The following is a 16,344-nucleotide window of genomic DNA, read 5'->3' on the forward strand; positions in this document are numbered from 1 at the left end:
CGTATTCATCGACAATTATTGTGCGTTTGTCGCTTTGATTTGCTGATAAACAGCGTATTGTTCCGGCATGTTTTCAAGTTCTTCGTACATGGGTTGTACGGCTGCCTGGAAGGGCTCGATATCGACATCATTAATTTCGACACCAAACTCTTCTTGAATTTGAGTTCTGGCGTCAGCGATGCCTTTTAACCATTGTTCGATTTGGAACTCAGTTGACTCCTGAAGTGCTTCCGCAACAGCTGTACGTTGTTCATCAGAGAGCGAGTCAAGCACTCGGTTGCTGATCAGAATAATATCTGGAATGCGGGTGTGGCCATCAAGAGAGTAGTAGTCAACGACCTCGCCATGGCGAGCAGCGGTAAGGGCAAACTCATTGTTTTCGGCACCGTCCAGTACGCCTTGCTGTAACGCGGTGTACACCTCTTCTTGAGCCATTACAACGGGGGATGCACCCAGCAGACGCATCATATCAATGGCCGTTTGGCTTTGCATAACACGTACTTTCTTGCCCGCCAAATCTTCAACCGTTTCTATCGGAGCGCCTGTGGTATAAAAGTTACGCTGCCCAGAGTCGTACCAGCCAACGCCAACAAAGCCTTGGTTTTCCGTTGAGCGGTATACGTCACTCATAATCTCTTCATCATTCATGACCTGATAAAAATGGTCCTGATCATCGAAGAGGTAGGGCATTGAAAAAACATCGTAAAGGGGTGAGAAACTTCCCATTAAGCCGCCCGACACTTTGGTAATATCAATAGCGCCTGCCTGGAGAAGTTCAACCAGCTCGCTTTCTCCGCCTAGTTGGCTATCAGGAAAATAAGAGACACTGATTGAGCCATCCGTTTTTTCTTCGACAAGCTCGCCAAAAAGCGCGAGTGCATCTTTTACGGGCTGGGAGTTTTGTGCATAGGCTAGCTTAAGATTAACGTTTTCCTGCGCATAAGCGGTGTTTGTACCAAGGGCGAGCGTAGCGATTGCAGCGGCAAGTATTGTTTTTGTGTAGCGGTGCGTCGTCATGATTAACTCCTGATGTTGGTCTTATTGGTGTAGAGCGTCCTGCATGGTGATGTTGATTATAGATATGTCCGCATATACTCGGATAAACACAAAATAGCCATTGCTTGTCCATAAGGCGTTGATGTTAAAGGGATGTTTCTGTAGTAATCCAGATTTTCACCCATCGCTGTTCCGAAAGAGACTTGCTCAAGCTCGCCGTCTGAATTGATATTATTAATGACGCCTTTAATAGCTTTTTCAGCGGCATCGAAGTAAGAAGCGTCGATATAGCGCAGCCTTATCGCTTTTAATAGACCATAAGAAAACCCAGCGGTGGCTGATGCTTCAAGATATGAGGATGGATCATCTAGCAAGGTATGCCAAAGGCCACTATCGGATTGCCATTGAATCAACGCCTCAACTTGAGCTTCAAGCACTTGAATAAGGTAGCGATGAAATGAGTCGGTTTTGGGTAGATCTAAAAGTTCTAAAAATTCTGGAATAACGATGGTGACCCAACTATTACCACGGGCCCAAAGCGCATTCGCATAATTGTGATGACCGTCAAATGTCCAGCCATGAAACCAGGCACCGCTTTGTCGATCCATTAGATATTGAATATGCAGTAAGAATTGATATTTAGCTTCTTCCACATATTCAGGCTTGTTTAGCAAAAGACCAATTTTTGCTAATGGAAGCACCGTCATCATCAGCGTGTCATCCCACATCTGCTGATGATTTTCATTATTGTAAACTATATGCTGTAAGCCTCCTCGCTTTGTGCGAGGCATTTCATACATGACCCATTCTGCCCAGGATTGCAGGTAGGGAAGCCATTCTTTACGTCCGGTTTCTTCATAGCGATAAGCCAGGGTTAAGAAAGGGCACATGGTGTTAACGTTTTTGGTGGCTAAGCGCTCGCTGAAACGCTCCTTAAACCATTCATCAATAATACCCAAGGCATGAGGATCCGATGTCTGCTCGTAGTATTTATAAATTCCATATAGGCCAATGCCATGCGTCCATTCCCAACCAGCCCATCCTTTGGTGTCTATCGTGCGGCCATCATCTAAATGAAGCAGAAACTCGCCTGTTTCATCCTGAATGTTGATCAGGTTATGAATGGTTTTCTTTATAAGCTCGCTGACATCATTTTTTTCGATAAAGCGTTCATCCTGTCTTAAGAGATCGCTGTGTTTTACGCTAAATACGTTCATACACCATAGACTCCGTTCATGTTAAATAAGATCAAAGGCCCATAAGTCTGGGTAAAAATAGCGTTATTTCTGGGATGTAAGTGATCAAAAGTAATGTCATCATAATTACCAAGTAAAAAGGTAAAAGAGGAATCAATAGATTTTCTACCTTTTCCCTGGCAATCCCTGCGCCTACAAATAAGCCAGTGCCAACGGGAGGAGTAATAGTTCCAATACAGAGATTGAATACCATCACGATACCAAAGTGGACAGGGTCAACCCCGATTTGGTTAGTAATGGGTAGCAGTATCGGAGTAAAAATTAGTATCGCCGGACCAATGTCCATAAAACACCCGACAGCCAAGAGCATCGCTGTGATGACCAATAAGACGATCACCGGGTTGTCGGATAATCCAAGAATAATGTTACTTAACGCAGAGGGTAGCCCGGTAATTGACATGGCAAACGACATAGCGGCCGATGCCGCCAATAGAAACATAATCACACCGGTTGTCTCTAATGCTTTAATTAAAGCAGCTTGGAAAGCTGAAAAATCAATGGTTCTATAAAAGCCGATGGTTAGTAACATTGTATAGATAACAGAAATGGCAGAGGCTTCAACAGCGGTAAAAACGCCAAATACAATTCCTCCAATAATGATAACAATCAAAAATAAGCTGGGAAGCGCATCTGTTATCACTTTTCGAACGGAGGAGTGGCGTAAGTCTATTTTAGTCGTATAGCCACGAGCCTTAGCGGTAATATAGGCAACGACCATGCAGCCGAAACCCCACAAACAGCCCGCTATTAAACCGCCTGCAAAAAGTGCGGAAATGGATGTTCCTCCGCTTGCTAATGCATAAAGAATAAACGCGGTTGTAGGGGGGATTAGCATCCCGGTAGGTGCAGAAGCGATATTGGCAGCGGCAGAAAAAGGTCGGCTGTAGCCTTCTTTTACGCTCATTGGCACCATTACACCGCCAATTGAGGTAGAGGCAGCAATGGCTGAACCTGAAATAGCTCCGAACATCATGTTACCCATGATATTGGTATGCGCTAGCGAGCCGGGAATACGACCACTAAATAATTTGGCAAAATTAACCAAGCGTAGGGCGATACCGCCATGGTTCATTAACACCCCAGAAAGTATAAAAAAGGGAACTGCCAAGAGTGTAAAGCTATCCAGACTTGATACCATTTTCTGAGCAGTAGTGAAAATAGCGATCTCAGCGGGTAACGCCATCAAGATGGTAGTGGTTGAAGAAACGGCAATACAAATACCGATTGGCACGCCAATGATCAGCAGGCCGAGAAACGTTGCGATCAATATAACGCCAGCGTCCAGCATCATGGTGTTTCTCTCCTGATGAAATACTTGTTTTTATACAAAATTAAACAGTTGTTTAAGCAATATACGATGATGAGACTGCCTGACACGGGAAGGGATAAATAAAGAAGGCCTTTGGGGATATTCAGCATGGGATATATCTGGCTCATGCTGTTTGAGGTAGCTTGCATGCCGCCGTAAATAAGCACTACTGCGGCGAAAATAATAAACAATAATTCTATTGAAAAATCTGAAAAAAATCGCCAGTTACCAGTTAGCTTATCGGTAAGCAGTGTTAATCGAACATGCTCTCGTTGTCCGGTAACATACGCAATCGCTAACATTGATAGCCATACGAGCGAAAACCTGAGTAACGCTTCTGAAACGGTGCTTGGGTTGTTAAGTACGTAGCGTGCAATAACTTGCCAGCTGGCCACACCAACCATGGAAATAAATAGCAGGCAGCATACAAATTTTAATATTTTGTCGATGGCAGCGTGTAGCGTTAACATTGCAGTTACTCTGTAATGAATAGGCAGGAATAAGGCTAACCTTCTTGTTCCCTTGTGCTTGGGAATTTATGCTTAAGAAATAAAGTCATATTGTCTCCGTGGCTAGCTTTATTAGCCTGTATATAAGCCAAGTCCGATTTATTATTTTTTGAAGACATCACCAAAAGCCTTTCTTTCCTATTGGTCCGTTGGTTCTTATTTAATGTATCAATGTGCCTATAAAATTGAAACGTCGTTTCTTTTATACTTTAGTCGTTCGTTCTCTTTATCCCGCTAGATGAATTTCTTCAGGTAATGGAAAACAGGTGCTTTTTAAGGTAAATTCAGACCAGTAGTCCAATTTTTATGAAACGAGGTATGAGGCATATGGTCGCTTCGCAGAAGCCTGATAATGTGGCCGCTGTCATGAAGGTGTTCGCTATTCTTGAAGGGCTTGCTGAGCGGCCGAGCATAGGTCTTTCTGAGCTTTCACAACGTTCGTTTACATCCAAAAGTACGGCGTATCGCTTCCTGCAGACGATGAAAGAACTGGGCTATGTCTCTCAGGAAGAGGAGACTGAAAAATATGCTCTTACCCTCAAGTTATTTGAGTTGGGTGGGGCGGCCCTTGAAAATGTCGATATGATTAAGTTGGCTAATGCTGAAATGCAAGCTTTGTCTGACAGCACACACGAAGCCATCCATTTAGGTGCATTGGATGAAGACGGTCGGCATATTGTTTATCTTCATAAATACGACTCGCAATTCAATTTATGCATGAACTCACGGATTGGCCGACGTAGCCCGGTTTATTCCACCGCTATGGGTAAGACGCTTTTGGCTTGGATGGATGAAAGTAAGGCGCGTCAAATTCTTGAAAGTACGGAATTTGTCTCGCGCACTCAGCATACCTTAATCAGCGCAGACGCTGTGATAAGTGAGTTGCCTGAGATTCGCCAGCAAGGTGTGGCTGAAGACCGTGAAGAAGCGGAGCTTGGTGTGCGCTGCCTATCCGTGCCTGTGTTTGATCGGTTTGGTAAAGCAGTGGCAGCGATAAGTCTGTCTTTTCCGGTGGTTCGTTATGATGAGAAAAAACGCGACGAGTACGTCCAGCTACTGTTTAAAGCAGGGCGGCGCGTTTCTGCTGGGTTAGGGTTTCATGAATATAAGTTTACAAGCCCGTTAGAAGACTCCTGATAACCATGCTTCAAGTTCCAATAAATAAGGCGCCACCATCAGGGGGCGCCTTTTCTTATGGTACTTGCTAGAGGTGACTTCCCCACAAATTAGCGTGCAAGCCACCCGCCATCTACCGCGAGCGTATGACCATGCACGTAATTTGATGCATCAGAAGCCAGAAAGACGGCGGCGCCCGCAAGGTCCTCGGGGTTGCCCCACTGGCCAGCAGGAATACGGTTTAAAATTTCCTTGCTGCGATCAGGATCATTTCTTAGTGCTTCCGTGTTATTGGTCGCCATATAGCCAGGCGCAATGGCGTTAGCGTTGATGCCCTGTGAGGCCCATTCATTTGCCATTAGCCGAGTTAGCCCCAGTACACCGCTTTTTGATGCGGTGTAGGAAGGCACGCGAATACCACCCTGAAACGAGAGCATTGAGGCAATGTTTATAATTTTTCCTCGGCGCTGCTGCTGAATGCAGGCCTGTGCAAATGCTTGGGAGAGAAAAAAGAGGCTTTTGAGATTTACATCAAGGACATCATCCCAATCCTGTTCAGTAAAACTGAGCGCGTCGGCGCGGCGAATAATACCGGCGTTATTGATTAAGATATCTGCCTTGCCAAAGTGCTGCTCAGTTTTTTGCATGATTTCAGCGATAGGCGCAGTGCTTCCCAGGTCGGCTTCAATCTCCAAAAACTGGGCGCCTGCTGCTTCGACAAGCTGCCGTGTTGTTTCGGCAGAACGGCGATTGACCCCCACAATGTTGCAGCCAGCTTCTGCAAGGCCTGAAGCCATGCCTTGCCCAAGCCCGGTGTTACAGCCGGTAATGATCGCAGTCTTGCCGCTAAGGTCGAACAGCGTGGTTTGCATGGTTTCTCCTCACGGTTTAGCGCAGATTTTCCATTGGAATATGATCCATGTCCGAGAAGGTCTGATTTTCACCCGCCATGGCCCATATAAAGGTATAGCGCCCCGTGCCTACGCCTGAGTGCAAGGACCAGCTGGGTGAAAGGGCTACTTGTCGATTGCGGATGACCAGGTGACGTGTTTCCTGTGGTTCGCCCATCATATGAAAGACAACACTATCGTCAGCCATATCGAAATAGAAATAGGCTTCCATACGACGCTCATGAGTATGGCAGGGCATGGTGTTCCATAAGCTACCTTCTTCAAGACGCGTCATTCCCATCAGTAGCTGACATGTCGGTAGTACATCAGGAACCAGATACTTATAAATGGTGCGCTCGTTGCTATTGGCAGAATTACCGAGCGTCTGCGGAGAAGCTTGGTCAAGCGTGACTTTTCGCGTTGGATATTTTTGATGAGCCGGTGTGCAGCAGATATAAAAAACGGCAGGGTTAGAGGCATCAGTACTTTCAAACTGTATCTCGCGGCTCTCTTTGCCAATATACAGCGCTTCATGCGTGTTCACTGTATGTTGTTTACCATCTACGACGATCTTGCCTGGGCCACCAATATTGATGGTGCCTAGCTCTCGGCGTTCAAGAAAATAATCGGTGCCCGTGTGTTTGCACATGGACGTAGAGATAGATATTGGCTCATTGACGGGCAATGCACCGCCGACGATCAAGCGGTCAAGGTGACTATAAACAAGCGTTAACTCATTTTTAACAAATATCTCTTCAATCAAGAACTGGTCACGCAGCCCTTGGGTGTCGAGTTGCTTGGCATGTTCGCTGTGAATAGCTTGACGAAATTCCATGTATCCTCCGGATTGCTGTTCTTGTAAAAAAGAAATGGTGGTTCAAAATAACAGGAGCTATATTTCTTTTCAACGCAGCGACTCATAACCACCCTGTTTTCTACAGAACAGAGGGCAGAAAATGGTGAAGCGCCCCGACCACTTCCTGTGGCCGGGGCGTTGGCTATGTCAACGGGCTCCCGCAGTGGGGACACGTTTCATAAGCATTGCGAGTGTCAGCCTGATGGCGCTGTGTGCGGGCGGCTGCTTCTTCTACGCCATGAATTGAGACCAGTTGGCCGTGCTCCCAACGCAAGCCGATATCGTTAAGCAGGTGAGCATCGTGTAGACGCAGGTCTGTAGGCAGGCGGCGCTGTATGCGGTGCTTTCTTAGGATTTTTAACAGGTTACGGGTAAGGGTGATTGCCATGAGTTCGGTCTCCATATATTCATTGGGAGGCCGGACGGGCTTGCGGTCAGTCGTTAAGCGAAGGGCTGGTTTTAACTGAGACTGGCCGCGAGATCGTCGCAGCCAGTGATAGCTCTCTTACTCTGGCGCACGATGACAATAAGCACTCGCCACGTTATGCATAACGCGGGGTAGCTTATTGGATCGTGTGACGCGGATTTGCCAGCGCATGATAGTTTCTCGGTTAATACAGCGAGTTAAAACAAAGAGGTTGCCTTCAGCAGACAACCTCTTTGTTTTAACGTATTGATAAAAATGCTGCAACATTTACTTAGCGATAACCTTTCGCCTGAAGATGAAATAAATGAGCATAACGACCATTGATGGTCAGCAACGCCTCATGCGTGCCGCGTTCAATAATTTCTCCTTGGTCGATAACGAGGATGAGATCCGCATTGCGGACGGTTGAGAAGCGGTGCGATATAAGAATCGTCATTTTATTGCGGCTATGCTGCCGAAACCGGGTAAATACGTCGGCTTCAGCGGCAGCGTCCATCGCGGCGGTGGGTTCATCCAGTACTACAATATCGGCCTCTTCGCGCATGTAAGCACGTGAGAGCGCTATTTTTTGCCACTGCCCGCCGGAGAGTTCCTGTCCGTCCTTAAACCAGCGGCCCAACTGAGTGTTATAGCCTTGAGGCATGCGTTTGATAAAACTGTCAGCCATGCCATTGCGAGCGGCCTGCTGCCAGCGCTCTTGATTATTAAACGCCTGGATGTCGCCCACGCCCAGATTTTCGCCAACCGGCAATTGATAGCGGACAAAGTCCTGAAAAATAACCCCGACGCGTTTGCGTAGCGCACTGCTTTCCCAATCACGAAGATCACTGCCATCCAGCAGAATTCGCCCCTTTGTAGGGTGATAAAGCCGCGTTAAAAGCTTAATGAGGGTGGTTTTTCCTGAGCCGTTTTCGCCGACCAAGGCAAGGCTTTGACCGGGAGACAGGTGCAGTGAGATATGCTGCAATACCTGCTTGCCGCCTGGGTAAGCAAAGCTTACATCTTCAAAGCGCAGCCCATCGCCGGGAAGCGCGCCTTGCAAGCGCGTGCCGCCTTCCTGCTGGGTAGGTTGTTCCAGGTACTCGTAGAGGTTGGAAAGATAGAGGTTGTCTTCGTACATGCCGCTGATAGCTGTCAGGCTTGCAGAAAGCGCAGACTGGCCCTGTTTAAACACCATCAAGTACATGGTCATCTGCCCCAGCGTGATAGCACCTGCAATCGTCTCAACCACTACCCATCCATACGCCGCGTAGAATGTTAGCGTGCCCAGCAAACCAAGCAAGAAGCCCCAGCCCTCACGGCGGAGTGTTAATCGCCGGTCTTCGCTAAATAGCCGGTTGAAAATGTCGCGATAACGTTGCAAAAAAAGCGTCTCAAGGCCAAACAGTTTGACTTCTTTAATGCTGTCTTCGCGGGCCAGCACGGTTTCCAAATAGCCCTGCATACGCGTTTCGGGTGAGCGCCTGCGAAACAAGCGAAACGCATCACCTGAAAACTTGGCTTCTGAAACGAACACCGGCAGGGCGCCTGCCGCTAGAATCAGCAGCGCCCAAGGGGAAAACTGCACAAGCAGTACACTAAAACTGACCAGTGAGATGGCATTTTGCAGCAGCCCGAAGGTTTTATTCACCAGCGCTAAAGGTCGCGTGGAGGCTTCACGGCGAGCACGTGTTAATTGGTCATAAAGCTCTGAATCCTCGAACTGGCTTAATGATAGCGTGCCCGCTTTTTCTAAAATCATGACATTGACTTTCTGGCCCAGCAGGGCGCGAAGCAGCGACTGCTGAGCAGAAAGACCGCGTTGGGCCAGTGCGATCAAGGCGATGATGAGAGCCTCTAACGCCACAAGCTCAAGCACCGGCATAATAATAACCGTCAGGTTAGCGGAAGGGTTGTCGTGATAGGTGTCCATCGCGCTGACGACGCCATCAACGATTAGTTGGCCCACCCAGGCACCCGCCGCAGGCAACACGCCAGCCACCAGAGTGCAAAGCGCCAGCCCGAACATCATCCAACGAGAGGTTTCCCAAACAAGGCCCAAGGCTCGCTTGCTGTAGCGAAAAACGTTGAAAAAACCGTTAACCGACGGGGCATTATCAGAGGTGGAAAACAGTGGAGGCATAGGGAGTTAACATGAACCGAGAACGAAAGAAGCTATTATGATGCGTGGGTTGCGTCGCAATAGCCACTTCAACCGCCGGCGCTTTAATAGCGCGCGACGGTTGAAGCGGGAGAAGAAGATGAGCACAGGCTCTTTTCGTACAAACCTTAGGGAAGGATAAAGGCACCGTATACAAGCGCACCCATTACCACAAACGCGGGATGAACGCTGAACCGTATCAGCGCAATCGCGGCAATGGCGCCGATAATCAGCGTATGTACCCACCCCGCGCCATTAACGCCTTCAAGGAAAAAGCCAAACGTTAACCACACCATCATAATGGCGATCACTGGGCGTACCCATTGGCTCATACGCTTGACTTGGGGCGACTCGCGATGACGGTACAAAAGTCCTAGTGCGGCAATCATCAGCAGTAGCGAAGGCACAACAGTTGCCGCTATCGCGACGGCGGCACCGCCGATGCCGGCCACTTCATAACCCACGTAGCCGGCCATTTTAGTAGCAATCGGGCTAGGCAGCGCGTTTCCAAGTGCAAGCGTTTCCGCGAAACCCTGAGACGTCATCCAGCCATAGCGGCCGACTACTTCGGCTTCAAGCAGGGGGATAATGGCTGGGCCACCGCCGTAGCCAACAATGTTCGGGACAAAAAATGCCAGGAAGAGCTCCCAATAAATCATGCTGAGCGCTCCGCTTTTTTAGCCGTGGAAGGGCGTAACAGCGCCGCCAGCAAAATCGCGCCAATAATAAAACCGGGGTGAATGCCCAGCCAATAAATCAATATGCCAGCGGTAATCGCCATTAGGCTACTGACAAGCCAACCTAGCGCCTTTTGCGATTTATCAAAGAAGTCCCAGGCCAGTTGCCCCATCATCACCATCACGACGGGAACCACGGCTTGCCCCATCCCACGAATCCAGGCCACATCCCGATACCGGCTAAAAACGCCCAGCATGACCACCATGGCAACTATCATGGGAAAACAAACTGCAAGTACCGACGCTATACAGCCACTAATGCCGCCTACACGGTAGCCGATATAACCAGGCATTTTAGTTGCGATAGGACCAGGTAAGGTGTTGCCAATGGCTAATACATCGGCAAACTCTTCGTCCGTCAGCCATTGGTGGCGTGTAACGACTTCTGCATGTACCAGCGGTATCATTGAGGGGCCGCCACCGAAACCAAAAATACCGACTCGAAAAAAGGCCCAGAACAGGGCTGTCTGTTTCATCAGCGTGTCACGCTATGGTAAGCAGGCCGAAAACGGTAGTAGATGCGTTGAAAAACCATATTTTCTCTTTATATCGTTTATAAGTGATAAAATCGATTATTTTTCAGGATAGAATAATATAATCAAGAGCGTTAGCAGGCGTCAAACGGAATAAATGATATGCGCTCACCGGTGGATGAAAGGACCCTACCATGAACCAGTACATTCAGCCCTCCACAACGACAGCATCTAGCCGTATTTACGATATTTTACGCAAAGACTTGGTTAATGGGCGTTTTGCTGCTGGCGAAAAGTTGGCAATCAATGCGCTTAAAGAGCTGTATCAAGTGGGTTTAAGCCCCTTGCGTGAAGCGTTAAACAAGTTGGCCGCCTATGGCCTGCTGATACAGGAAAATCAGCGCGGTTTTCGGGTGCCAACACTTTCACGCAGTGAACTGGATGATATTGTAAAAACGCGCTTAGCCTTGGAAGGCATGGCATTTGAACAGGCAATTTCGCTGGGGGATGCGGCGTGGGAGGCAAACCTTCTCGCGGCAGAGCATCGCCTGAAGTGTGCCGACATGACGCTGGATAATGACGATGAGTGGGAGCGATTGCATACCCAGTTTCATCGCACGCTGGTCGCATCGTGCGGCTCTATATGGTCGCTGCGGTTTATTGAGCAACTGCATGATCAATTTGATCGGTACCGGCGCTTGGGGCCCAAAATGCCGGTAATTCGCCAGGAGTTGGATCAGCAGCACCATGAGCTAGTGGCGCTCGCTTTAAAGCGCGATGTGAAAGCAGCGCGAAAGCTTCTTGATGAGCATATCCTTAAATCCTATGAGGCTGCGCTAACGTGCTTTGCGCAGCACGGATAAAAGCATCAGCTAAGCCGTTAGTGATCGGTGTACACTGGCGCGCACTAAACACGATAAAGCGGATGTAAAAGAGCGATGCAATATTCAGATAATGATGTCATTGAGCAAACGTTGAGCTGGGTGCGCAACTTTATTGTGGCTGAAAACGTATGTCCTTTTGCTCAGCGAGAAGTAGAGCGTGACACTATTCGTGTGGGCGTCGTACGCTCAAAAAAGCTTGAGGTGGCATTGGAAGAGCTGATGGTCGAAGTGCAGTGGTTGGATGAGCATCCGGAAACAGAAACCACGCTGCTGGTCTTTCCCACGCTTTTTAAGCACTTTGACCATTACCTGGACTATGTAGAACTGGCAGAAAGCATGCTGGCCGAACAGGGCTATGAAGGTGTTTATCAGCTGGCGACTTTTCACCCCGACTACTGCTTTGAGGACGCCACGCCAGAGGACGCCTCGAACTACACCAACCGCTCACCCTACGCAATGGTGCACCTATTGCGCGAAGCGAGCGTTGAAAAAGCCATTGAGTTTTATGGTGATACCTCGGTCATCCCGGAACGTAATGTGGCCCACTTGACCGCGATGGGAAGCAGTAGGGCAGAGCGCTATCTTCAGGATGCATTAGCGCAACGGGCATTTCCGGATAAAGCGCCATAACACCTTGTTCGTGTTGTTTATTTAAAGCTCAAACGTCCTTGCTTTGGATCGATTGTTACGCTTTTCTTTGCTTGTATTCCAAGCGCCGCCACTACAATCAACATGACAACGAGCAAACCTAATGCACTTGCCGGAGTATGGTTCATCGGGGTGGTTGTAATATCGATTAAAAATCATAAAAATTAATATGCTAGTCGATTAATTTATAAAAATTTATGCATCACGTAGCTGTCTACGAGTCCTTGTGCCGCGTGACAATAAGCCTTCGGCACCGTGCCCACAATACTAAATCCTAAACGCTGCCAAAGCGCTACCGCTGCGTCGTTCGTAGCTACGACAGCGTTAAACTGCATGGCTTTAAAATCATGGGTGCGGGCGAGTTGCTGAGAGTGTTCACACATCGCGCGCGCAACGCCTTTGCCGCGGGCGGCAGCGGTGACCATATAGCCGCAGTTACACACATGGCTACCCGGGCCTGCCGCATTGGCTTTTAGGTAGTAGCTTCCCACCAGTTCGCCTGCTGAATCTCTTACGGCATACGTGGCTTTGGGTACTTGGCACCATAGTGAGTAGGCCGCCTCGTAGCTAATGTCGGGGTCAATGGCATAGGTGTGTTGTTCCGCCACAATCGCCTTAAAAGTGGGCCAGAAAATAGCGAAGTCGTCTTGCGTCATCAAGGTGAAGGTAAGTGTAGACATGGTTAATACCTGGTAGAGATAAGCCGCGTAGCATGTGATGGGCGTTAATGGTACCAGGCCGCAGCGATACATGCGGCTGTCAACATGGAAGGGGCATCTGCTGAAGCCCCTTAAGCGGCTGCACGTTGCGCTTATTTTGCTACTTGAGCAACGATTTCGTAGCTACGCACGCGGTTGGCATGATCAAAAAAGTCACTATTAATCATTAATTCATCGGCGCCTGTACGTTCCTGAAAGTCTTCAAGTCCCGCTTTAACTGTTTCTGGACCACCAATAATCGCGGCACCCAGGAACTGGTTGACCTGCGACTGCTCCATGGGTGACCAGTCCAACTGCTCTACCGGGGGCTGCGACTGAGTGGGCTTGCCACGAATAAGGTTCAGAAACTTCTGCTGGGCGGAGGTAGCAAGGTAATGCGCCATGGCATCATTTTCAGCGGCCATCACCGGCAGTCCGACCATGGCATAAGGCTTATCCAGATGCTCAGACGGGCGGAAGTTATCGCGGTAGAGGCGTAACGCTTCAAATAGATAGCCGGGTGCAAACTGCGCCGCAAACGCAAAGGGCAGGCCCAGCCTGGCGGCCAGTTGGGCGCTGTAGCCGCTTGAACCCAACAGCCAGATAGGCACGTTAGTTCCTTGGCCAGGTACCGCTTTCACCTGCTGGCCGGGCTCTGCATCACCCAGGTAACGACGCAGCTCGCTTAGTTGCTCGGGGAAATCATCTACGCCAGCATGCATGCTGCGCCGCATGGCACGCATAGTGGCACCGTCAGAACCAGGCGCCCGCCCAAGCCCCAGGTCAATGCGCCCAGGGTAGAGCGTTTCCAGCGTGCCAAACTGCTCGGCAATCACAAGCGGAGGATGATTAGGCAGCATTACCCCGCCCGAGCCTAGCCGTATAGTGGAAGTGTGGCCTGCCAAATGGCCAATCAGAACGGACGTGGCGGCACTGGCGATTCCAGGAATGTTGTGATGTTCGGCAAGCCAGTAACGGGTATAGCCCAACTGCTCGGCTCGCTGTGCCAGTGAAATGCTATCACGGAACGTTTCAGCAGCGCTGCCGCCTTGACGTATAGGGGCAAGGTCGAGAACAGAGAGCGCGGTCGAAGAGAGTTGGCTCATATTTCACCTACTAATAAAGACGTGGGGCATGCTTAAAAATTTGGGCGCGTATGCAATGAGACGGTACGCGGTTAAATCATTAGCACGCTTGTTAGTAGAGTGTATGCGGGCTACGAAGGCCAAATGCAAGGAGTAGCCCCTTTTGAGCTGCGTAACCTGTTTTATCGGTTAGTCACTCGGCGGGGTGGGGCGAATCAGGATCTCGTTAACGTCGACATGAGCCGGTTGAGAGAGCGCATAAATAACCGCGTTAGCGATATCGCGAGCTTCCAGCGCCGTTTCAGGCGGTTCATCAAAAAAGGGCGTATCGACCATGCCGGGCTCAATCAGGGTAACTCGCATGCCGCTGCCCCTAAGCTCCTCGCGAAGGTTATAACCGATGCCGGTAACCGCCCATTTGGTCGCGCTGTACATGGAGCCTGGAATGGTTGAACGGCCAGCGGCTGAACTGGTGAGTAGTACGTGACCTTTACTGCGTTTGAGCGCAGGAAGGCTTGCTTGAAGGGTAAGGCCAACGCCATAGACGTTGGTGAGAATCATCTCGCGCCATACGCGATGGTCAGCGCCACTAAACCCGCCTGATGAGCCGCCTTGTCCTGCATTGGCAAATACCGCGTCCAGCCGTCCAAAGGTTTCCAGCGTTTGTTCGATCATCGCCTGCTGTTGTTCCATGTCGGTAACATCCAGCTCGCAGGCCAAGACGTTTTCAGGTCCAAGCTCTTGGGCAAGGGCCGTCAGCTTATCAGCTGAACGGGCGGCCAATACCAGTTGATAGCCTTCACGCGCGGCTGCCCTTGCCGTTGCCGCGCCAATGCCGCTTGATGCGCCGGTGATCAATAACACGCGTTGCATGGTTGGCACTCCTTGCTAAGCCATAGACAGGAGCTTTCAGGATGGCTAATACCGGGGCATCTTGCAAACCAGGTGACATCACTGGATGGCCCGTTTAGCGTGAGTGTGCTGGAGCCTCTTTGAGCATGGAGGAGAGATCGAGAATGGCTTGCGCCATGTCTGCCATGCTTTTGCTTTGATCCATAGATGTCTTGCGAAGGAAGCGGTAAGCCTCCTCTTCACTTATTGATTGGTGCGCCATAATAAGTCCTTTAGCGCGTTCAATCAGCTTGCGCTCACGCAGTGCCTTACGGGTATTTTCCAGCTCATCGCTTAACCCTTGTAGGCGGCTGGACTGGGCCTGGGTTAACGCTATCAGGGAGCGGCCAAGCGGTGAGGTCAGCGCGCTGGCCGTTAAATCACCCAGCGGCTGGGCATGGTTAAGTGCCAGTAACGGTTCGCAAGGCGCAGGCTTATGCGCGCCATGCTTGGTTTTGGTCTGCTCAAGCGTTGCTTCTGCCTGGTGTATTTTGCGATAGCAAAGCGCGGCTAACTGTGCGTTTAACGTATCTTCGACGCTTTTGATTGCGTCAATACGCAGCGTGGTTAGCTCGTACCAGGTTTCACCCAACGCGTTAGACGTTATGTGCGGCGACGCTGGCTGGCAGGCGGCCTCACGCAGCTGTTGAATGCCGGTTAGCGTGCTGGTTGAAACGGCTTGCTGCCAGGCAAGCGCGGCGTCTGGCGTAGCAAATTCGATAAAAGTGTCAAAACAGCGCTGCTGGTCGTTAACCAGTTGGCCGAGAAGTTGGCGATGATTGTCATCAAAATGGCCAAGAGTATAGCCAAAGGCGCCACAGGCACGCTCTTGTCCAGCCAGCTCCTTGCCTTGCATGAGATGGAAAATAGCTACCAGCGCGCGGGTGATATCTGGATCGTCTGAGGTGTCGGCAGCTTCGAAGACAATCGCTAACAAACCGCCAATCAGGTGATTAAAGGCTTGGGTGGCGGCATCGGGAGAGATAGCAACGTTATCAATGGCGCTGCGCAGTACGCTTAAGTCGTCCAGGGCGTTCCATACGGCGGCTATCCGGCGCAACAGGCGTGCCGCCGCCTGCGGGCGCACTTCCTGGCTTAGTGCTTCTAAGCGCCTGCGCAGCAGCGCTTCGGCCTCTTTGCTCTTGTTAATATACGTCTGGCGGCGTGTTTTAAAGCGCTGACCTTGAGAGGCGAGATAAATCGTTGAGGCACCGCGTTCGCGCTGAAGCACATGGATAAAACGGCTAATATCCGCAACGATTTCTGAGGTCGTTGCTAAATAGCGAAAATTGTCGATATCGCAACGAATGGCGGTTAAGAGTAGCTGCTGGGCAGATGACATAACGATTTCCTTTTACTCGCCGCGTTGCCCCTTCTCCCATGGCTGGCTTGCGGCGGAGAGTAGGGGGCTGCTTGAGTGTAATGCCTG

At 49.9% G+C, this 16,344-nt stretch carries 17 protein-coding genes; 3 read left to right on the forward strand and 14 right to left on the reverse strand.

Going from position 1 to position 16,344, the window contains the following annotated elements; genetic code table 11:
* Positions 1–15: 15 nt before the first annotated feature.
* From CZ787_RS08905 to CZ787_RS08920, 4 genes are read right to left on the reverse strand one after another with little or no spacing between them, the layout of a single operon-like run.
* Positions 16–1,017, reverse strand: coding sequence for a TRAP transporter substrate-binding protein (locus tag CZ787_RS08905; RefSeq protein ID WP_087108291.1), 1,002 nt, complete (start codon positions 1,015–1,017; stop codon positions 16–18).
* Between the two features lie 56 nt (positions 1,018–1,073).
* Complete coding sequence (locus tag CZ787_RS08910; RefSeq protein ID WP_087108293.1) at positions 1,074–2,213, reverse strand: glycoside hydrolase family 88/105 protein; 1,140 nt, start codon at positions 2,211–2,213, stop codon at positions 1,074–1,076.
* 31 nt (positions 2,214–2,244) lie between these two features.
* Complete coding sequence (locus tag CZ787_RS08915; protein WP_217883864.1) at positions 2,245–3,543, reverse strand: TRAP transporter large permease; 1,299 nt, start codon at positions 3,541–3,543, stop codon at positions 2,245–2,247.
* Complete coding sequence (locus CZ787_RS08920; protein ID WP_087108295.1) at positions 3,540–4,031, reverse strand: TRAP transporter small permease; 492 nt, start codon at positions 4,029–4,031, stop codon at positions 3,540–3,542. The genes CZ787_RS08915 and CZ787_RS08920 overlap by 4 nt, the downstream gene beginning before the upstream one ends.
* A 366-nt stretch (positions 4,032–4,397) precedes the next feature.
* On the opposite strand from CZ787_RS08920, the gene kdgR reads away from it, so the two are divergent.
* Positions 4,398–5,207, forward strand: a complete 810-nt coding sequence (gene kdgR, locus CZ787_RS08925) for a DNA-binding transcriptional regulator KdgR (RefSeq protein ID WP_087108297.1) — start codon at positions 4,398–4,400, stop codon at positions 5,205–5,207.
* 89 nt (positions 5,208–5,296) lie between these two features.
* On the opposite strand, the gene kduD is transcribed toward kdgR, so the two are convergent.
* From kduD to CZ787_RS08955, 6 genes are all read right to left on the reverse strand, one after another.
* A complete protein-coding gene (gene kduD, locus CZ787_RS08930; RefSeq protein WP_087108299.1) occupies positions 5,297–6,058 on the reverse strand; it encodes a 2-dehydro-3-deoxy-D-gluconate 5-dehydrogenase KduD in 762 nt (253 codons plus the stop codon).
* Between the two features lie 16 nt (positions 6,059–6,074).
* A complete protein-coding gene (gene kduI, locus CZ787_RS08935; RefSeq protein WP_087108301.1) occupies positions 6,075–6,911 on the reverse strand; it encodes a 5-dehydro-4-deoxy-D-glucuronate isomerase in 837 nt (278 codons plus the stop codon).
* A 163-nt stretch (positions 6,912–7,074) separates the two neighbouring features.
* Complete coding sequence (locus CZ787_RS08940; RefSeq protein WP_087108303.1) at positions 7,075–7,320, reverse strand: hypothetical protein; 246 nt, start codon at positions 7,318–7,320, stop codon at positions 7,075–7,077.
* Between the two features lie 310 nt (positions 7,321–7,630).
* Entirely contained in the window at positions 7,631–9,481 is a 1,851-nt protein-coding gene (locus CZ787_RS08945) for an ABC transporter ATP-binding protein (RefSeq protein ID WP_087108305.1), read from the reverse strand.
* A 146-nt stretch (positions 9,482–9,627) separates the two neighbouring features.
* Entirely contained in the window at positions 9,628–10,158 is a 531-nt protein-coding gene (locus CZ787_RS08950) for a chromate transporter (RefSeq protein ID WP_087108307.1), read from the reverse strand.
* On the reverse strand, positions 10,155–10,712 hold the full coding sequence (locus CZ787_RS08955; protein ID WP_087108309.1) for a chromate transporter: 558 nt from the start codon (positions 10,710–10,712) through the stop codon (positions 10,155–10,157). Before CZ787_RS08955 ends, CZ787_RS08950 begins: the two co-directional genes overlap by 4 nt.
* 191 nt (positions 10,713–10,903) lie before the next feature.
* Between CZ787_RS08955 and CZ787_RS08960 the strand changes: the two genes are divergently transcribed.
* The gene (locus tag CZ787_RS08960; protein ID WP_087108311.1) at positions 10,904–11,572 is read left to right on the forward strand and encodes a GntR family transcriptional regulator; all 669 of its coding nucleotides are present in this window, start codon (positions 10,904–10,906) and stop codon (positions 11,570–11,572) included.
* Positions 11,573–11,647: 75 nt separating this feature from the next.
* Positions 11,648–12,223: a DUF1415 domain-containing protein gene (locus CZ787_RS08965; RefSeq protein WP_087108313.1), complete on the forward strand. Its 576-nt coding sequence runs from the start codon at positions 11,648–11,650 to the stop codon at positions 12,221–12,223.
* Positions 12,224–12,426: 203 nt separating this feature from the next.
* On the opposite strand, the gene CZ787_RS08970 is transcribed toward CZ787_RS08965, so the two are convergent.
* The 4 genes from CZ787_RS08970 to CZ787_RS08985 form a co-directional block, all read right to left on the reverse strand.
* On the reverse strand, positions 12,427–12,921 hold the full coding sequence (locus CZ787_RS08970; RefSeq protein ID WP_087108423.1) for a GNAT family N-acetyltransferase: 495 nt from the start codon (positions 12,919–12,921) through the stop codon (positions 12,427–12,429).
* 131 nt (positions 12,922–13,052) lie between these two features.
* Entirely contained in the window at positions 13,053–14,045 is a 993-nt protein-coding gene (locus CZ787_RS08975) for an LLM class flavin-dependent oxidoreductase (RefSeq protein WP_087108315.1), read from the reverse strand.
* 168 nt (positions 14,046–14,213) lie between these two features.
* Entirely contained in the window at positions 14,214–14,897 is a 684-nt protein-coding gene (locus tag CZ787_RS08980; RefSeq protein ID WP_087108318.1) for an SDR family oxidoreductase, read from the reverse strand.
* 94 nt (positions 14,898–14,991) lie between these two features.
* Positions 14,992–16,257 carry a nitrate regulatory protein gene (locus CZ787_RS08985; RefSeq protein ID WP_087108320.1) on the reverse strand — a complete coding sequence of 422 codons (1,266 nt, stop codon included), beginning with the start codon at positions 16,255–16,257 and terminating at the stop codon, positions 14,992–14,994.
* Between the last annotated feature and the right edge of the window lie 87 nt (positions 16,258–16,344).

The organism is Halomonas citrativorans, from assembly GCF_900163645.1.
GTDB classification, from domain to species: Bacteria; Pseudomonadota; Gammaproteobacteria; order Pseudomonadales; family Halomonadaceae; genus Vreelandella; species Vreelandella citrativorans.